A 17,761-nucleotide genomic window follows, 5' to 3' on the forward strand; every position below is an offset into this window, starting at 1 on the left:
CCCTCCTTTCTGATCATGTCGGCCACCACCCGGTCGACCTACGATCGGAGGGCCGGGGGTGCCACCTGACCCTCGCGAGGGGGGCGGCCATGAGCCCGGAACAGGTGTCCCGCAGCCATGCCATGTGGGACCGGATCAGTCGGGGAGAGCTCAACGCCGCCACCGACGCCCAGCTGCTGCTCTCCTCGCTCGAGGACCCGGCCGACCGGGCCGAGGTGCACGCGGCGCTCGGCCTGGTGCTGCAGCGGGTCGGTCGCATCGCCGAGTCGCGCGACCGCTTCGCCCGCGCGGCCGAGCTCACCCGGAGCGAGCCCCGCGTGCAGGCGTCGTACGTCGCCGACGAGGCCGGCTCGCGGTTCCTGCTCGGCGACCTGGCCGGCGCGGCGAGCGGGGCCGAGTCCGCGCGGCGCCTCGGCGAGCGCCACGCCAACCGGTTCGCGGCGTGCGAGGCGCTCAACACCCTGGCGGCCGTCGCCCTCGCCGAGGGCCGCACGACGACCGCGCTGCGCCTGACCCGCGAGGGCGTGCGGCTGCAGGCGGGCGAGCGCGAGAGCAGCGGCGGCGCACCGATGTCCCACCTCTACCTCGGCGTCGCGCTCGTCGAGCTGGACCGCTTCGCGGAGGCCGAGGCCGCCTTCACCGAGGGGCTCACCCGCGCCGCCGCCGCGGGTGCGGCCGGCCAGCTCACCTGGTTCCACTGCATGCGGGGGCTCGCCCGCTTCCTCTCCGGCGAGTGGGACGCGGCGACGGCGGACACCCGCGCGGCGCTGGAGGCCGCCGAGCGCACCGGCACCCTCATCGCCCGGCCGCTCGCGCGCGGCATCGTCGGCCTGGTCGAGGCCATCCGCGGCAATGTCGCCGTCGCCGGGCACCTCGTGGCACCCCACGAGGGCACCCTGATCGCGGTCGGCCTGCCGGGCGAGGAGTGGCTGGCCATGGCCCGGGCCGCGATGGCCGAGGACGCGGCGGCGGCGTACGAGGCACTGGTCGAGGGCTGGCTGCACACCCGCCGGACGCCGTACTTCCTGAGTTGGCGGGCGCTCGCCCCGGCCGTCGTGCACCACGCCGTGCGCCGCGGCGACCGCGCGCTCGCGGCGGACGTGGTGGGGGCCGCCGAGACGGGGGCCGAGCTCGCCGGCGACGTGCCGTCGGCGCGCGGTGCGGCGCTGCGCTGCCGGGCGACGGTGGACGGTGACGCCGAGGCGGCGCTGGCGGCGATCGAGGCGCTGCGGACGTCGGGACGGCCGTTCGCGTTCGCCTCCGCCTGCCTCGAGGCGGCGCTGCTCCTCCACGCCGCCGGGTACGACGACCACGCCCGGGCCGTGCTGCGCGAGTCGGCCGACGCGTTCCACGGCCTGCGGGCCACGCCCTGGCTCGCCTACGCCGGTCAGCGGATGGCGCAGCTCGCCGGCGAGCCGCCGGCGCCGGCTCGCCCCGCCGTCGCCCCCGGCTGGGAGCTGCTGACCCCCACGGAGCGCGACGTGGCGGTGCTGGTGGCGAAGGGGATGTCGAACCCCCAGATCGGCGCGGCGCTGTTCGTGTCACCGCGCACCGTGCAGACCCACACGTCGCACATCTACGCCAAGCTGCGGATCTCCTCGCGGGTCCAGCTGTCCGCGCTGCTGCACCAGCACGGCCTGGACTGAGATTTCTCCGCCAGTCGGCGGATGCCGGCGACCGGCCGCGCGCGGGACGCTCCTCGCATCGGTTCTCGGGTCCATCCACACCACCGCAGGAGCTCCTGATGAAGCGATCCACCTCCCCCGTCACCCACTCCGGGACCCAGCAGCGCTGGCAGGAGATCCACCGCCGCCACGCGGTCCTGCGCCGGGTCATCGACACCGGCCGGATCGACGAGGGGGACCCGGAGCTGCACGCGGCCTTCCCCGACCGCGACGACCTCGTGCGGGCGCTGGTGCAGCACTGGACGACCCTCATCGGGGGGTGCGTGGACTTCGCGCTCGAGGTCGGCGAGGAGAACGACAGCGTCGAGACGCTGCGCGAGGCCCACCGGGCGGCGATGCGGCGCGAGCCCGCGCTCTACCCGCTGATCCTGCACACCACCCGCGGCCCGCTCGGTGCGGCACTGGTGGAGCGCGAGTACCTCCGGCTCGCGTGCGCCGTCGGCATCGCCACCCCGGGTACGTCGGGCGCGGCGGCCTCGCACGAGGTCGCGCAGATCCTGGACGGTGTCCCGACGCCGGTCGCGGCGCCGCGGCCGTCGCGGCTGCGCTCGGCCTTCGAGTGGATCGCCGGCCCCGCCACCGGCCAGCACCCGGTCCAGGAGCTGCTGCACTGAGCGTCACCCACCACCCCTCGGCCCGGTCCACGTCACCGGGCGGGAGAGCCGCGGCCTGCCCTACGCGAACAGGCCCGCGAGCTGGACCCGCCCGGTGACGTCGCACTTGCGGCAGGCGGACGCGAGCTGGGCCTGCACGGTCCGCGGCGAGACGCCCAGCCGCTCGGCGATCAGCTGGTTGGTCAGGCCCTCGACCGCGAGGCGCACCACCCGCTGCTCGCCGGGCGTCAGCAGGTGCCACGGACCCGACCGGGCCGGTGCCGCCGCGGGCTCGCTGGAGACCCGCACCAGGTCACGAGCCACCTCCGCGCTCCACGTGGTGGCGCCCAAGCGGTGGAACACGGCCGACGCCTCCCGGAGGGCCGCCATCCGTCGTACCGGGTCGGGGGCGGTGCGGGCCGCGGCGACGCACCCGAAGGCGAGCGGCAGCGGCCGGCCGGCGGTCCGCAGCAGCGCCAGCCCCTCGTCGAGTCCGGCCGCCGAGCCGGAGAGCGCGGCCGCGCAGCACAGGGCCGTGGCCCGGGCGCTCGCCGTGCCAGCGGCCTCCGCCACCGCGCCGACCCGGGCGCTCACCGCCTCGGCCAGGGCCCGGTCCCCGCGCTGCACGGCGAGGGCGACGAGCGGGTGGGCGAAGACCTTCCAGGCGAGGAAGCTGGGCATCCCCCGCAACCGGAACCACGCCTCGCACAACGCGTCGTAGCGCTCGTCGTCGTCCGCGCTCGTCGCGGCGACCGCCAGCGCGACCCACTCCTCCCCCAGGCCGCCGCCGGGGCCGAGCCGGTGCGAGCGGGCGCGCGCGATCAGCACCCGGGCGTCGCCGACGTTGCCGCGCAGGCCCTCGATGCAGGCCGCGATCCCCCACGCGAGCGGCCGGGCGGCGAGCGCGCCGGTGGCCTCGGCGCGCTCGAGCGAGCGGCGCGCCTCGTCGCGGGCGGCCTCCCAGCCGCCGTCGATGAAGTGGAGCATCGCCTGGGACGCGAGGTACCACGCGAGCTGGCCGGTGTCGCCCTCCTCGAGCGCGATCCGCACGCCCTCCGCGATCGCGGCGTGCGCCTCGTCCATGCGGTCGAGCTCCGCGAGCGCCATCGCCAGCAGGACGTGCGCCGTGGAGCGGTACTCCGCCTGGCCGATCCCGTCGTCGTCGTACGACGCCGCGGCCTCGGCGCACGCGAGCGCCTCCGCGAGCCGGCCGCGGCCCAGGTGCACCGCGGCGAGCGTGGTGCGGGACTGGCGCACGGCGAAGTCGATCCCGTGCTGCTCAGCGAGTACGACGGCCTCGCTCGCCTCCGCCTCGGCCCGGTCGAGCGAGCCGGACAGGACGCTCGACAGCGAGGCGACCGCCAGCACGAGCGCGCGGTCGGGACCGGACTGCCCGACCAGGGTGAGCGCCCGCACGAACTGGTCGCGCGAGTCGGCCATCAGCCCGGTGCGCTGCATCATCAGCCCGATCGCGGCCTCGACCCGGCCGCACTGCACCCGGTCGGTACTGATCGTGAGCAGGCGCGTGGCGAGGGCGAAGGCGCCGTCGAAGTCGCCCGCCTGGATCCGCACCCACAGGTCGAGCTCGAGGTCGGAGACCGCCGGCTGCTCGCCCATGGTCCATCGTCCCCGCCGGGCCGGCGAGCTGCCAACCGGAGGAAACGCCGGTCGACCGGTCAGCCTCGATCCACCGGTCGGGGCTCAGCCGACGGTGACGCGGATCTCGTTGCTGACGGTGCCGTCGTCGCGGTCGATGACGCGGAACCGGTTGAGGCCGCTGACGCCGGTGAAGATGTAGCTGGAGAAGGTGCCGTTGGTGACCCCGACGCTGGCCGGGAAGTCCGCCCACGCGCCGTCCTGCCACCGCTGGAGCCACAGGATGGCGCCCTCACCGCCGGGGTAGACGCCGCTGAAGTAGATCCGCTCGCCGGAGCTGACCGTGGTGTCGACCGCCTGCAGCGAGATCTCGCCGGCTCCGGGGGACGCGGTGTCCGTGGCCTCGGTGGTCTCGCTCTCCTCCGGCTCCTCGGTCGCGTCGGAGGTCGCGGTCGACTCCGTCTCGGGGTCCTCGGTGTGCAGCGTGATGAGCGGCCCGCTGGCGCCGTCGGTCTCGGCCGGGGTCGGCAGGTACATCGAGTCGTGGGCCGACGAGCCGCCGCCCGCCGAGCTGTCGCCGCCGCCGAAGCCGAGCACCTTGGTGCCGACGAGGGCGGCCAGGGCGAGGATCAGGCCGACGCCCAGGCCGACGGCGACCAGCGCCACCAGCCCGTTGAGCACGGGGCGGTCGGCGTGGGGCTCGTTCGGCTGGCTCACGCGGCCCATTGTCCGTGACGGCGACAACCGAGCCAAACTGCGTGCCCACGGGCGATCGCCGGAGGTCTCGTCACGGGAGGAACGGCGGCACCTGCTGGTCCTCCCCGGTGAGGGGCGGCACCTCCTCGCCGGTGGCCGGGTCGACGTACGGCTCGGGGGCGGGCTCGTCGTACCACCACCGCACCCCCGCCTCGAGCAGGTCCTGGAAGGCCGGCTCCTGGGCGAGGGCGACCAGCTCGTCGACGCTGATCCCGGGCGGGTCGTTGTCCTCGACGCCGTCCCAGCCGAGCTCGGAGACGCCGACCTCGACCTGGACCCCGTCGTTCATGACCGTCAGCACCGTGCCCCAGGACCAGTCGTCCGGCGGGTTCTCCGGGTCGTGCGGCGGCAGGGTGAGCCGCTCCCCCTCGGCGAGGCTCCCGCCGTTGCCCGGCGGGAGGAGGTCGACGGTGGCGACCGCGAGCCACCCGTCACCGAAGGTGGCCTCCGCACAGTCGTGCAGCTCCCGCGCACGCTGCAGTCCGGCGCACCCCTTCTCCCGCTCACGGCGCGCGGGGTCCTCGGAACGCGACCAGCCGGAGACATGGACGTCGAGCTGCAGCCGCGGGTCGCCGCCGTCGGTGCCCCAGTACTGCACGACCTGCGCGGCCCGGGGCAGCACGCTGACGCCGCCGTACCGTGCCGGCAGCACCGAGGCGAGGGTCGCGCGGACGGTCTCGTCCCACTCGGCCTGCGTGACCCTGCCGTCGGCCAGCGGGTCGGGCACGCGGGCCGGGGAGCTCGGGTCGGTGGCGACGCTGCCACGGCGCTCGGCGGCCGGGTCGGCGCCACCGAGGACGCCGACGGTGACGACGGCCCCGACCACCGCGGCCAGGCCGAGCGTCGTTCCCGCCAGGGCACGGCGCCGGCGCAACCGGCTCGCGCCGAGCGAGGTCGCCACCGGCAGCACGTCGGGGGCGGGCCCGAGCTCGTCCAGCTCGCGCTCGAGGCGGCTGCGGAGGTCGTTGACGGAGATGCTCATGGTTGCTCCTCAGCAGGGGTGGTCACTCGTTCGGAGAAGGCATCACCGAGCGCCGCGCGCAGCTTGTCGAGGCCGCGGCTGGCGTTGGACTTCACCGTTCCCGGGCTGCATCCGAGCGCCGCAGCGGCCTGCTCGACGCTGAGGTCCTCCCAGTAGCGGAGGACGACGGCCGCCCTCATCTGCGGCGGGAGCTCGGCCAGCGCGGCCCGGACGGTCAGCACCTGCGCGGGGTCACGCTCGGCCGTGCCGGGGTCGTGGATCCGGTGCAGGTCCGCCTCGCGTCGTACCTTGCGGCGGCTCTCGAGGAACGCCCGGACCATCGTGCGATGTGCGTACGCACCGGGGGTCTCGACGCGGGGCCAGGCCAGGTAGAGCCGCACCAGCGTGCCCTGGACCAGGTCCCGCGCCGCCTCGACGTCACCCGTCAGCAGCACCGCCTGGCGGTGGAGCCGGGGCTGGGCCTGCTCGGCCCATGCCGTGAACTCCGGTGTCCTGCGGTGCCCGGCCATCGCGGTCCTCGCTCGTCGGTGGATTGCCTTCCACTATGAACGAGGCGGCCGGCGGCGATCTGGTTGCACGTCGCCGCCGGATTCCTCAGAAGCCGCGCGTCCAGACGACCTTCTCGTGCAGCCTGCGCGAGCGCCAGCCGGCGTCGGTGCGCACGAACGTGTGCTGGTACAGGCCGCCGACCTCGACGACGCGCTCGCCGCCGCGGCCGTCGGCGATGCGCATCGGGTTGTGGAAGTACGCCGTCACGGCGGCCTCGTCACGCGAGTCGGCGAAGTCGAAGGCGAGCTGCCCGAGCATGTGGATGCGGTGCGTCGAGAAGCCCGGGAGCGCCTCGGCGAGCCACGCCTTCACCACCGGGTACGCGTCGGCGACGCCGCCGCTCTCGGTGTAGTCGATGTGCGCGTCGGGAGTGAAGACGGTGTCGAGACGGTCGAAGTCGCCCTCGTCGACGGCGAGGGTGTAGCGGGTGATCGCGTCGGCGATCTCCGCGCGGTCGCTCAGCTCCTGCAGGTCCACGGGGCTCCTAGCGGGGTTCGAGGACGACGACCGGGATCTCCCGGTCGGTCCACGCCTGGTAGTTGTCGAAGTCGGCGTAGAGGTCGACGAGCCGGGGCCACAGCGCGGCGCGCTCGTCGGGCGCGGCGACCCGCGCACGCACGGCCCGGCTGCGCTCGCGCGGCACCGCGACCGTCGTGTCCGGGCTCGCGACGAGGTTGTGGAACCACTGCGGGTTCTTCGGCAGGCCGCCCTGCGAGGCGACGACCACGAGGTCCTCGCCGTCGGCGAGGTAGAGCAGCGGGGTGGTGAACCGGGTGCCGCTCCTGCGGCCCACGTGGTCGAGCAGCAGGACGGGGACCGGCTTGCGCCAGCCCGCGCCGATCCGCCACTTCGCGCCGATCCGTCCGTTGGTGAGCCGGTAGACCGCGACGTTGGCCCGGGCGCCGTACTTGATGATCTTCGCGACGATCGGCTTGTCGAGGCCGTCGGGCTTCGGCTTGGTCGCTGCCATGGGACTCACTCTGGCACAGATCTAGAACACGTTCTAGTGTGGGCCCATGCGCTTCTCCTTCGCCGAGGGCATGACCCAGGCCAGCTACTACGCCCCGCTCGCCCAGGCCTGCGAGGCCGCCGGCTACACCTCGATGACGATCGCGGACAGCCTGATCTACCCGCAGGAGTCCGACTCGAAGTACCCCTACACCGACACCGGGGACCGCGAGTTCCTGCTCGGCAAGGAGTTCATCGAGACCTTCATCCTCTGCGCGCACCTGTTCGCGGTGACCGAGAAGATCCGGCTCACGCCGTTCGTGCTCAAGCTCCCGATCCGCCCGCCGGTGCTCGTCGCCAAGCAGGCCTCGTCGCTCGCCTTCCTGTCGGGCAACCGGCTCGGTCTCGGCGTCGGCCTCTCGCCCTGGCCCGAGGACTTCGCCGCGCTCGGCGTCCCGTGGGAGCGGCGCGGCAAGCGGATGGACGAGTGCATCGACATCCTGCGCGGGCTCACCCAGCCCGGCGACGAGCCGACCTTCTTCGGCTACGACGGCGAGTTCTTCGACATCGAGCCGCTCCAGCAGTGCCCCGCCCCGACCGAGCGGATCCCGCTCCTCGTGGGCGGCCACTCGGACGCGGCCCTGCGCCGCGCCGTACGCAAGGGCGACGGGTGGATGCACGCCGGCGGCGACGGCGAGGAGCTCGACCGGCTGCTGACCCGCCTCGCCGAGATCCGCAAGGAGGAGGGCGACACCCGCGACGACTTCGAGGTGCACGTGATCTCGTACGACGCCTACACCCTCGACGGCGTCAAGCGGCTCGAGGACAAGGGCGTCACCGACTGCATCGTCGGCTTCCGGGTCCCGTACATCAAGGGGCCCGACACCGAGCCGCTCGAGACGAAGATCAAGCACCTCGAGCAGTACGCCGAGAACATCATCGCGAAGGCCAACGGCTGATGTCCGGGTCGGCGTCCCTCGGGCTGACCGCTCCCCTGCAGGCCGCGATCGCGGAGGCCGAGGAGCTCATCGCCAACGCCCCGTTCATCCGGACCGAGGCAGACCGGCTCGAGGGCTACGACTACCTCGCCGGCCGGATCCGGATGGCGATGCAGACGGCCTTCGACTACGACCTCGAGCAGCCGGTCTTCATCAACCCGACCCACCAGTTCTCGCGCCAGGGCCTGGACAACCCGGACGCCGTGTACTTCAACGCCTACCTGCGCGAGGGCGTCTCGTACGTCATCCGGGGCAGGCGCGGCACGTCGGCCGACCTGTCCTTCCAGGTCATGGGCGGCAGCTACAGCGCGGACTCGGCGGCCACGTCGCTGATGGCCTTCGACGACCGCGAGCTCGACGTCGCCGAGGACGGGTCCTTCGAGTTCACCTACACCGCCGAGCCGGGCGCCAAGACGCTGATCGTGCGCGAGGTCTTCAACGACTGGGACAACGAGGCGCGCGGCACCCTCACCATCGAGCGGGTCGACACCATCGGCCAGCCGCGGCGGGCGCTGAGCGCCGACCTGCTGCGCAAGAAGTACGAGGTGGCGGCGCGGTCGCTCACCAGCTCCATCCAGACGTGGTTCGCCTTCCCCCACTTCTTCCAGTACAAGGAGCCGGTCAACACCCTCACCGCACCGGCCTCCACGCCCGGCGGCCTGTCCTCGCAGTTCTCCTCGATCGGCCACTACGAGCTCGGTGAGGACGAGGCGATGGTCGTCAGCGTCCCGCGCTGCGACGACTGCACCTACCAGGCGATCCAGATCGGCTCGGACTGGTACGCCTCGACCGACTACGAGACGCACCAGACGTCGCTGACCAAGGCGCAGGCGCACACCGACGACGACGGCGTGATGCGCTTCGTCATCTCGGAGCAGCCGCCGGCCCTGCTCGACGGCACCCCCGCGCCCGCGGCGAACTGGCTCGAGACCACCGGCCACCGCACCGGCCCGATCATGCTGCGCTGGCAGCAGCTGACCCGTGCCCTGTCGGCGACCGACGGCCCCACGGTGGAGGTCGTGCCCGTGGCCGAGGTCGCCAAGCGGCTCCCCAGCCTGGCCGGCCTCACGCCCGAGGAGTACGCCGACCGGATCGCCGCGCGGCAGCGGGCGGTGGCGCGCCGGATGATCTCCTAGGGCGGCGGCGGGGGTGGGTCGTGTGCCTGGGACCCCGTGATCCCGATGCCTCAGGCACACGACCCCGCGACGGATCCGCTCAGGCGGGGATCCAGTCGAAGGTGTCCGGGTTCGGCCCCTGGCGACCGGCCTCACCCTTGTCGAGCGCGGCGATCGCGGCGAGCTCGTCACCGGTGAGGGCGAAGTCGAAGACGTCGAAGTTCTCCGCCAGGCGCGCCTTGCTGAGCGACTTCGGGAACACGATGTCGCCGCGGTCGATCGCCCAGCGCAGGAGCACCTGGGCGGGCGTCTTCCCGTGCGCCTCGGCGACCGCGAGCACCGCGGGGTCGGTCAGCTCGCCGCCACCCTGGCCGAGCGGCGACCACGCCTCGACGTGCGCGCCGTGCCGCAGCGTGGCCGCCCGCGCGGCCTCGTTGGCGAAGTACGGGTGCGCCTCGACCTGGTTGACCACGGGGACCACACCGGTGGCCGCGACGATCCGGTCGAGGTGGTCGGGCTGGAAGTTGGAGACGCCGACCGAGGTGGCCAGGCCCTCCTCCCGCAGCTCGAGCAGGGCCTCCCACGTGGAGACGAAGTCGCCGTCGTACTGCGTGGGCAGGGGCCAGTGGATGAGCAGCAGGTCGACCCGGTCGAGGCCGAGCTTCTCCAGCGAGACGCGCGCGGAGTCCTTCGCGTCGGCGGGCCGGTGCCGGTTGTTGTTGACCTTGGTGGTGACGTAGACGTCGTCCCGGGCGAGTCCGGAGGCGGCGATGGCTGCGCCGACGCCCTTCTCGTTGCCGTACATCTGCGCGGTGTCGACGTGGCGGTAGCCGATCTCGAAGGCGTCGGACACGACGCGCTCGACGTCGTCCGGCGACACCTGCCAGACGCCGAGGCCGAACTGGGGGATGGACGTGTGGTCGTTGAGTTCGATCCGGGGAGTGCTCACGCCTGGGACAACCGGTCGGGCGCCGGACTATTCCGGCAACGCCTCTCCACGACCTCTTCCCCAAAACTGAAACACGTTCTAGTGTGTGCCCATGGTGGATCTGCTGACCGACAAGGTCGTCGTGCTGTCCGGTGTCGGCCCGGGACTGGGTCGCTCGCTCGGCGAGGAGGCCGCGAGGATGGGCGCCGACCTGGTGCTCGCCTCGCGCACGCCCAAGCGGCTGGAGAAGATGGCCGAGGTGGTGCGGGCGCACGGACGCCGCGCGCTCGTCGTACCGACGGACATCACGGACGAGGACCAGCGCAAGCAGCTGGTGGAGGCGGCGCTCGACGAGTTCGGCAAGGTCGACTGCCTCATCAACAACGCGTTCGGCATCCCACCGATGGACCCGATCAGCACCCTCGACCTCGAGGGCCTGCGCAACGCCAACGAGACCAACGTCTTCGCGCCGCTGCGGCTCTCGGCCCTCTTCGCCGACGCGCTGGCGCAGACCGAGGACAAGGTCGGCGGCTCGATCATCATGGTCAACTCGTGCGTCATCTACAGCAGCCAGCCGGAGTACAGCGGCTACAAGCTGTCCAAGGGCACGCTCGAGCACCTCGCGCAGTCGCTGGCGACCGAGCTCGGCCCGCGCGGGATCCGGGTCAACAGCGTCGCGCCGTCGTACATCTACGAGGACGTCAACAAGGCCTACTTCGACTGGATCGCGCAGGAGTCCGGGCGGACCCACGAGGAGGTGTACGCCGAGAAGGCGGAGCCGACCGACCTCAAGCGGCTCGCCACCCCGGACGAGGTCGCGCGCGCCGCGCTCTTCCTCGCCTCCGACCTCGCCTCCGCAGTGACCGGACAGATGCTCAACGTCGACTGCGGCGAGTTCCACGCATGAGCCAGGCCATGAGCGAGCGCCAGCGCGACGACGTCGGCACCTTCGAGGACATCTGCGCCGCCGCCACCCGCACCACCGGCCTGACCGACTTCGGCTTCGCCGACGCGCCCGGCCACGAGGAGGCCTTCCGGATCCTCGTCGAGGACCTGGGCTCCCCGGAGGCCGGGCTCACCGGCACCGGCAACTACTTCATGCGCTCGCAGGTGAAGAGCGCCCTCGTCGCCCGGTTGCTCACCCAGGCGCGGTTCACCGAGTTCCCGCAGCACGCCGACGTCGTCATCGAGCGGCCGATCTTCGTCCTGGGCCTCCCCCGCACGGGCACGACGGCGCTCAGCCGGCTGCTCTGCGCCGACCCGGCCCACCAGGGCCTCGAGATGTGGCTGACGGAGTTCCCCCAGCCGCGCCCCCCGCGCGAGACGTGGGAGTCGGACCCGATCTTCAACGCGATGCAGGCGGCCTTCCGCGAGCACCACGTCACGAACCCCGAGTTCATGGGGATCCACTACTCCGACGCCACCGAGCCCGAGGAGTGCTGGCGGGTGCTGCGGCAGACCGGGAAGTCGATCGGCTTCGAGTCGCTGGCCCACGTGCCGGCGTACTCGTCGTGGCTGGCGACCCAGGACTGGACCGACGCCTACGAGCGGCACCGGCAGAACCTGCAGCTCATCGGGCTCAACGACCAGGACAAGCGCTGGGTGCTGAAGAACCCCTCGCACCTGATCGCGCTCGACGCGCTGATGGAGGTCTACCCGGACGCGCTCGTCGTGATGACCCAGCGCGAGCCGGTCACCTCCGTCGCGTCGGCCTGCTCGCTCTCCGCGGAGGCCACGGCCGGCCACTCGACGACCTTCGTCGGCGAGACCCTCGGCCGCGACCAGCTCGGCCACCTGACCCGCCAGTGGCACGCCTTCTGGCAGGCCCGCAGCAAGTACGACGAGAGCCAGTTCTTCGACGTCGACTACCGCGCCTTCGTCCAGGACCCCGTGGGCACCGTGGGCGCCATCTACGACGCCTTCGGGCTGACCTGGAGCGACGCGGCGCAGCAGGAGGTGCGCCGCCTCGACGAGGAGTCGCGCAGCGGCCCGCGCCGGCCGTCGCACAGCTACGACCTGGCGGACTACGGGCTGACCGAGGCGGAGATCCGGGAGTCCTTCACCCGCTGAGCGCACGTAGCCATGCGCGGCAGCGCGGCGGGAGGCGCCGCCGGGCAGCTTGCTGCCCTCCTCGCGCCGGAGACGCGCTCGCGCCAATGATCAGACGCGCTCACGCCAAACAGACCGCGTGGCAGCGCGGCGGGAGGCGTGCGACGGCAGCTTGCTGCCTCCCGTCATCACGCCGGAGACGCGCTCACGCCAAACAGAGACAGAACGGGTGACCGGCCGGGTCGAGGTAGACCCGGAAGGTCGTCCCCGGTTGGTGCTCGTGCTTGGTCGCCCCGAGGCCGACGACGACCGCCTCCCCCTCGTCGAGGTCGTCGACGTCGACGTCGAGGTGGACCTGCTGCGGGACCTCCTGGCCGGGCCAAGCAGGTGGTCGGAAGTCGTCGACCCGCTGGAAGTGGATGTGGTGGTCCCCCGAGGAGACCGTGGCCCAGCCGCCGTCGGGGTCGATCTTGGGCGACCAGCCGAGGACCGCGCCGTAGAACTCCGCGAGGAGGATCGGGTCGGGGCAGTCGAGGACGAACTGGGGATTGCGTGCGATGGGCATGTCCCGACGCTAGGCACGACCACCGACATCGCCGCCAGGCGTGGGCGCGGGGAGGTCGAGCAGGCGGTCGTCCACAGGCTGACGGAGGCCGGGTTTCGTCCACAGGCCGGGCTGCCCACGCTGCCTGCATGAGTGTCCACCGCGTCGTCGACCACCAGCTCTCCCTGGCGCTGCCGCGCCACTGGCCCACGCGCGAGCGACCCGCGCCGGGCATCGTGCTCGAGGCACGCTCACCGGTGGTGCCGGCGAGCGGGTTCGAGCCCGCGCTGGTGGTGCGCACGGTCCCGCTCGACGACCTGCCCGCACCGCCGGCCGGGGTCGAGGTCGAGGACGACGACGAGTTCGAGCTGGGTGGCCGCAGGGTCGGCTACGAGCGCCTGGGCCACGCCGTCGGGGCCACCGAGGTCGTCACCGACCAGTGGACGTGGATCGTCGGCGACACGGCCGTCGTGGTGGCCGGCACGGTGTCCCGCGCCGACTACGCGGACTACTGCGACGTGTTCGAGGACGTCGCGGCGACGGTCATCCTCACACCGACCGGCGCCGGCGGACCCGGATCCGTGCGCCTCGCCGGGGCACGCTGGTGATGTTGCGAACCTTGGGCACGTCGTGACCGATCGCGCTGACGTCGTACCGGCGGAAGACCTCGCGCAGCACCTCCACGCCCTCCATCAGCGAGAAGCCGGCGCCGATGCAGCGCCGGACGCCGCCGCCGAACGGGATCCACACGTTGAGCGCGGGCGCGTCGCTGCCGAGGAAGCGCTCGGGCCGGAAGGCCTCGGGGTCGGCGAAGTTCGACTCCTGCTGGTGGCTCATGATGATCGACGGCCCGACGGTCGCACCGGCCGGCAGGTCCCAGCCGCCGACCGTGGCGGGCTTCATCAGGGTGCGCACGACCATCGGGATGATCGGGTGGAGGCGCATCGACTCCTTCAGCACCGCCTCCAGCCACGCGTCGTCGCCCTCGTCGGCCGCGCGCTGCGTGCGGGCGAGGAGGTCCGGGCTGCGGCCCACCTCCACCAGGGCCCACGACAGGGCCGACGCCGTCGTCTCGTGGCCCGCGAGCAGCAGGGTCACCAGCTGGTCGCGCAGCTCGGTGTCGTCGAGGCCGCTCGTCGGGTCCTCGGGGTCGGTCGCCGCGAGCAGCCGCGAGAGCACGTCGGTGCGGTCGCCGAGGTCGCTCGCGCCGCGCCGCTCGCGGATCTCGGCGTACATCAGCCGGTCGAGGTCGACCTGGTTCTCGACCGTACGACGCCACGGGCCGAGCTTCTGCAGGCGCGGGTAGGCCCAGCCGAGCAGGATCGCGGGGTTGATCTCGACGGTGTGGTTGACCGCCGGCCGCAGCTGCGCGAGCCGCTTCTCGTCGGTGACGCCGAAGACCACGCGCAGGATGACCTCGAGGGTCAGGGAGTTCATCCGCTCGAGCGCCCGGAAGGTCTCCCCCTCCCGCCAGCCGTCGACCTCGGCGGCCGCGACCTCGGCGACCATGCCGCGGTAGCCGCGCAGCGCGTGGCCGAGGAAGGCGGGCATCAGCAGCTTGCGGGCCCGATGGTGCTCGCCGCCGTCCTGGAGCAGCAGCGAGTGCTCGCCCATGATCGGCCCGAGGATCGCGTTGCCCTTGCCGGCGTGGAACACCTCGGGGTCGGCCGCGAAGATCTCCTTGGTGACCTCGGGCCGCGTGAAGAGGACCAGCGGCCGGCCGCCCGGGATCAGGTTCACGGTGTAGGCGTCGCCGTACCTGCGGTGCAGCCACGGGTGGAACTGGTGCCGGAAGCGCATCAGCGCCACCGTCTGCACGATCGCGGGCCAGCGCGGACCGGGCGGCAGCGCGTCCATCGGGACCGGCGGCAGGTTGCTGCCGCCGACGACGCTGGTGTGCCGGAACCGGCGCAGCGTGAGGTCGCGGGTGTCGGGGGTGGTGCGCTCGGCTTCGATCGTCACGCCGCCGACGCTACGCCCGGCTCGCGAGCCGGGCGTCCTGCTACGGGAGGAGATCGTCGCGGCGGGCGATGGCCGCTGCCTCGGTGCGGCTGGCCGCCCCGAGCTTGCCCAGGATGTTGGAGACGTGGACGCTGACGGTCTTGGTGCTGATGAACAGCTGCTTGCCGATCTCGCCGTTGGAGCGGCCCTCGGCGACGAGCGCCAGGATCTCCACCTCGCGGGCGGTCAGCCGCGCCGCGGGGCTGTCGGTGGCGGGCGTCGCGGACCGCGCCGCGCCGAGGTCGGACACGAGCAGCGGCGCGCGGAGGCGGTCGGCGATCGCGCGCGCCGCCTCGGCCTCCTCCGCCGCGGCAGCGGTCTCGCCGACCAGCCGCAGGATCTGGGAGTACGCCGCCCGCACGCGCGCCTCCTCCGGGACGTGCCCCAGCTTGGTGACGCTCTCGAGCGCGTCGACCCATGCGCCCACGAGCTCGTCGCGGGACGACGCGTCGCCGCCGAGCCAACGCACGCGCAGGTGCTCGGCGCGCAGGCGGGCCTCCCACATCTGGCCCTCGACGCCCCAGCGCCCCGGCCCGGACCGGAACCGCTCGGCGACGGTGCGGCCGTCGACCAGGAGCTGGTCGGCGCGCTGGAGCAGCGCGCGGCGCTCCGCGGCGCTGGCGGAGGGCAGGGCTGCCGCGATGGCCGCGAGCGTCAGCGAGGACAGCCGGACCCGCGCCGCGAAGTGCTCCTGCCAGATCCGGCCCAGGACGCTCACGACCTCGTCGTAGGCCGCGATCGCTGAGGCGGCGTCGCCGCGCCAGCCGTTGACGTCGATCTCGACACCGGCGCTGAACACGCCGACACCGCCCTCGTCCTCCCACAGCGAGCGGAGGCTCCGGACGCGGTCGAGCACGTCCTCGCCGCGGGCGGCGAGGATCGAGAACCGGGACGGCGCGATGATGCCGAGCGGGATGACCGGACCGGCCCCGTCGGCGACGGCGTCGGTCAGCGCGAGCGCCTCGTCCCAGGCGCCCGTGATCAGCCGGATGCTCGCGAGCTGCCAGCGCGACTCCATGACATAGGGCGCCCAGGGCGTGCCGGCCCGCGCGCCGGCCTCGACGCCCGAGGCGAACCAGCGGGCGGCGACCTCCCACTCGGCGGAGTCCTGGTAGGACCGCCCGAGCAGGAAGCGGCCCCGCAGCTCGGCCTGGAGCGCACCGGCCTGCTCGGCGCGGGCGACCGCGGCCTCGAGCGCGGCGCGCAGCGCCTCCTGCTCCGTGCCGACGACCGTCTTGACGTGGAGCCCGCTCAGGGTCGTCACGACCTCGGAGGCGAGGACCGGCATGGCCAGGCGCTCGGCCAGGCCGAGGGCCTCGGTGGCGAAGGATTCCGCCTCGTCCTCGCGGCCGACGTTGGCGAGCACACGGGCGTGGGCGATGAGCACCTTGGCCCGCATCGGGCTCTCGCCCTCGGGGGCGAGCGCGAGGGCCTCGGCCGACAGGGCCGCCGCGTCGAGGTCGTTCTCAGTGACGGTGAGGAGCTCGGCGTACTGGCTGAGCAGGCGGCAGCGGGCGAGCGGCGCGGTGTCGGCGGGGGTGCGCTCGAGGTGCTCCTTCAGGAGCTGGCAGGCGCGCTGGGCGTCGCCGCCGGCGACGAGCGCGTCGGAGGTGCGCGCGGCGATCTTGGAGGAGTCGATGCCGAGGCGCTCGGCGCGGTCGGCGTCCTCGAGCAGCTCGAGCGCCTGCTGGAAGTGGTCGGCCGCCTCGTCGGGACCGCCGACCGCCATCGCCTCGTCGCCCGCCTCGATGCTGGCCTCGACGGCGCGGTCGAGGTCGTTGCTGCGGCGGGCGTGCCGGGCCAGCTCGGCCGCCGTGCCGCGACCGGCCGCCTCACCGAGGGCGGTGACATAGCGCGCGTGGAGCCGGACGCGCTCGCCGGGGAGGAGGTCGTCGTACACGGCCTCGCCGAGGAGGGCGTGCCGGAAGGTGTAGTGGCGCGCGCCGGCCTCGAGGACGTTCATCTCGACCGCCTGGCGCACGCCGGCGTCGAAGTCGGCCGGGGCCAGGTCGGTCGCCGCCGCGAGCAGGTCGTGGGTGATCCGGCGACCTGCGGCGCTGGCGACGCGCACGACCTGGCGGGCCTCGTCGGAGAGTCGGTCGAGCCGGACGAGGAGCACGTCGGCGAGGTCACCCGGGACGTCCTCGCAGTCGCGGTCCTGCTTGGAGGCGACCAGCTCCTCGACGAAGAAGGCGTTGCCCTCGGCGCGGTCGATGATCGAGGCCACGGCGCGCTCGTCGAGGCCGTCGGGCGCGAGCTCGCGGACCAGGGCGCGCACGGAGTCCTCCGGCAGCGGCGAGAGGGCGAGCCGGTCGACATTGGGGATCCGCGACCACTCGGCGACCTGGCGGCGCAGCGGGTGGCGGCGGTGCAGGTCGTCGGAGCGGTAGGACACCACCACGGCCACCGGGTTGGTGAAGGCGCGCGTGAAGAGGAAGCCGATCAGGTCGCGGGTGGACTGGTCGGCCCAGTGCGTGTCCTCGATGACGAGCAGCACCGGCGCCTCGGCCGCGGCGGCCTCCAGGAGGGCGTGCACGGCCTCGAACAGGCCGGCCCGGTCGCCGTCGTGGCCGGGGACCTCGACGGCCGGACCGACCTCACGGGCCTCGCCCCCGACGCGGACGCGGCGCCCGGGGAGCAGCCGCTCGATCGCGCCGTGGGACGCCACCTGCTGGGCGACCTCGGGCAGCTCGTCGAGGATGCGGCCGACGACCTCGCTGAAGGGGAGATAGGGCAGCGCGCTCTCGCCGAAGTCGAGGCAGTGGCCGGCGTAGACCCGCCATCCCTCGACCTTGGCGCGATCACGCAGCTCGATCAGCAGCCGGGTCTTGCCGACCCCGGCGTCGCCCGACAGCAGCACCGCTCCCGGTCGTCCCTGCCAGCGGCGGCCCGCGGACGCGAGGCCCACCAGCCGGCTCAGCTCGGCGAGCTCGGAGTCACGCCCGACCATCGTCAGGCTGCTGTGTGCGGCCACGGGGACCATCATGGCCCCCGGCACCGACAGGGTGGTCGTCAAG

17 protein-coding genes are annotated in these 17,761 nt (G+C 73.4%); 7 read left to right on the forward strand and 10 right to left on the reverse strand.

Going from position 1 to position 17,761, the window contains the following annotated elements; translation table 11 throughout:
* The first annotated feature begins 89 nt into the window (after nt 1-89).
* On the forward strand, nt 90-1,646 hold the full coding sequence (locus AC2YHB_RS24015; RefSeq protein ID WP_487354748.1) for a LuxR C-terminal-related transcriptional regulator: 1,557 nt from the start codon (nt 90-92) through the stop codon (nt 1,644-1,646).
* A 98-nt stretch (nt 1,647-1,744) separates the two neighbouring features.
* Nucleotides 1,745-2,299, forward strand: coding sequence for a hypothetical protein (locus AC2YHB_RS24020; protein WP_036548750.1), 555 nt, complete (start codon nt 1,745-1,747; stop codon nt 2,297-2,299).
* A gap of 60 nt (nt 2,300-2,359) precedes the next feature.
* Here the strand turns inward: AC2YHB_RS24020 and AC2YHB_RS24025 are convergent, their stop codons facing one another.
* The 6 genes from AC2YHB_RS24025 to AC2YHB_RS24050 all read right to left on the reverse strand — a co-directional run bounded on the left by AC2YHB_RS24025 (nt 2,360) and on the right by AC2YHB_RS24050 (nt 7,131).
* Entirely contained in the window at nt 2,360-3,895 is a 1,536-nt protein-coding gene (locus AC2YHB_RS24025; protein ID WP_487354749.1) for a LuxR C-terminal-related transcriptional regulator, read from the reverse strand.
* Between the two features lie 84 nt (nt 3,896-3,979).
* The gene (locus AC2YHB_RS24030; protein ID WP_487354750.1) at nt 3,980-4,591 is read right to left on the reverse strand and encodes a hypothetical protein; all 612 of its coding nucleotides are present in this window, start codon (nt 4,589-4,591) and stop codon (nt 3,980-3,982) included.
* Between the two features lie 70 nt (nt 4,592-4,661).
* Entirely contained in the window at nt 4,662-5,612 is a 951-nt protein-coding gene (locus AC2YHB_RS24035; protein WP_487354751.1) for a hypothetical protein, read from the reverse strand.
* Nucleotides 5,609-6,121 (reverse strand): SigE family RNA polymerase sigma factor, encoded by a 513-nt coding sequence (locus tag AC2YHB_RS24040; RefSeq protein ID WP_487354752.1) that lies wholly within the window; start codon nt 6,119-6,121, stop codon nt 5,609-5,611. Before AC2YHB_RS24040 ends, AC2YHB_RS24035 begins: the two co-directional genes overlap by 4 nt.
* A gap of 85 nt (nt 6,122-6,206) precedes the next feature.
* A complete protein-coding gene (locus AC2YHB_RS24045) occupies nt 6,207-6,638 on the reverse strand; it encodes a nuclear transport factor 2 family protein (RefSeq protein ID WP_036548763.1) in 432 nt (143 codons plus the stop codon).
* 7 nt (nt 6,639-6,645) lie between these two features.
* Complete coding sequence (locus tag AC2YHB_RS24050; protein ID WP_036548765.1) at nt 6,646-7,131, reverse strand: nitroreductase family deazaflavin-dependent oxidoreductase; 486 nt, start codon at nt 7,129-7,131, stop codon at nt 6,646-6,648.
* A gap of 46 nt (nt 7,132-7,177) precedes the next feature.
* Between AC2YHB_RS24050 and AC2YHB_RS24055 the strand changes: the two genes are divergently transcribed.
* Both AC2YHB_RS24055 and AC2YHB_RS24060 read left to right on the forward strand, forming a co-directional pair.
* Nucleotides 7,178-8,068, forward strand: coding sequence for a TIGR03619 family F420-dependent LLM class oxidoreductase (locus AC2YHB_RS24055; protein ID WP_487354753.1), 891 nt, complete (start codon nt 7,178-7,180; stop codon nt 8,066-8,068).
* Nucleotides 8,068-9,243: a hypothetical protein gene (locus AC2YHB_RS24060; protein WP_487354754.1), complete on the forward strand. Its 1,176-nt coding sequence runs from the start codon at nt 8,068-8,070 to the stop codon at nt 9,241-9,243. Before AC2YHB_RS24055 ends, AC2YHB_RS24060 begins: the two co-directional genes overlap by 1 nt.
* Before the next feature lie 79 nt (nt 9,244-9,322).
* Here AC2YHB_RS24060 and AC2YHB_RS24065 read toward each other — a convergent pair whose 3' ends face one another.
* On the reverse strand, nt 9,323-10,171 hold the full coding sequence (locus AC2YHB_RS24065; RefSeq protein ID WP_487354755.1) for an aldo/keto reductase: 849 nt from the start codon (nt 10,169-10,171) through the stop codon (nt 9,323-9,325).
* 91 nt (nt 10,172-10,262) lie between these two features.
* Between AC2YHB_RS24065 and AC2YHB_RS24070 the strand changes: the two genes are divergently transcribed.
* Nucleotides 10,263-11,057 carry an SDR family oxidoreductase gene (locus AC2YHB_RS24070; protein ID WP_036548776.1) on the forward strand — a complete coding sequence of 265 codons (795 nt, stop codon included), beginning with the start codon at nt 10,263-10,265 and terminating at the stop codon, nt 11,055-11,057.
* Between the two features lie 8 nt (nt 11,058-11,065).
* Nucleotides 11,066-12,220, forward strand: coding sequence for a sulfotransferase family protein (locus AC2YHB_RS24075; protein WP_487354756.1), 1,155 nt, complete (start codon nt 11,066-11,068; stop codon nt 12,218-12,220).
* A 184-nt stretch (nt 12,221-12,404) separates the two neighbouring features.
* On the opposite strand, the gene AC2YHB_RS24080 is transcribed toward AC2YHB_RS24075, so the two are convergent.
* Nucleotides 12,405-12,764: a VOC family protein gene (locus AC2YHB_RS24080; RefSeq protein ID WP_179648145.1), complete on the reverse strand. Its 360-nt coding sequence runs from the start codon at nt 12,762-12,764 to the stop codon at nt 12,405-12,407.
* 128 nt (nt 12,765-12,892) lie between these two features.
* Between AC2YHB_RS24080 and AC2YHB_RS24085 the strand changes: the two genes are divergently transcribed.
* Nucleotides 12,893-13,351 carry a hypothetical protein gene (locus AC2YHB_RS24085; protein WP_487354757.1) on the forward strand — a complete coding sequence of 153 codons (459 nt, stop codon included), beginning with the start codon at nt 12,893-12,895 and terminating at the stop codon, nt 13,349-13,351.
* Here AC2YHB_RS24085 and AC2YHB_RS24090 read toward each other — a convergent pair.
* Nucleotides 13,293-14,705, reverse strand: a complete 1,413-nt coding sequence (locus AC2YHB_RS24090; RefSeq protein ID WP_487354758.1) for a cytochrome P450 — start codon at nt 14,703-14,705, stop codon at nt 13,293-13,295. The two genes, AC2YHB_RS24085 and AC2YHB_RS24090, sit on opposite strands and share 59 nt — an antisense overlap.
* 40 nt (nt 14,706-14,745) lie before the next feature.
* On the reverse strand, nt 14,746-17,718 hold the full coding sequence (locus AC2YHB_RS24095; RefSeq protein WP_487354759.1) for a helix-turn-helix transcriptional regulator: 2,973 nt from the start codon (nt 17,716-17,718) through the stop codon (nt 14,746-14,748).
* Nucleotides 17,719-17,761: the final 43 nt, after the last annotated feature.

This window comes from Nocardioides sp. SRI_004, assembly GCF_057586415.1.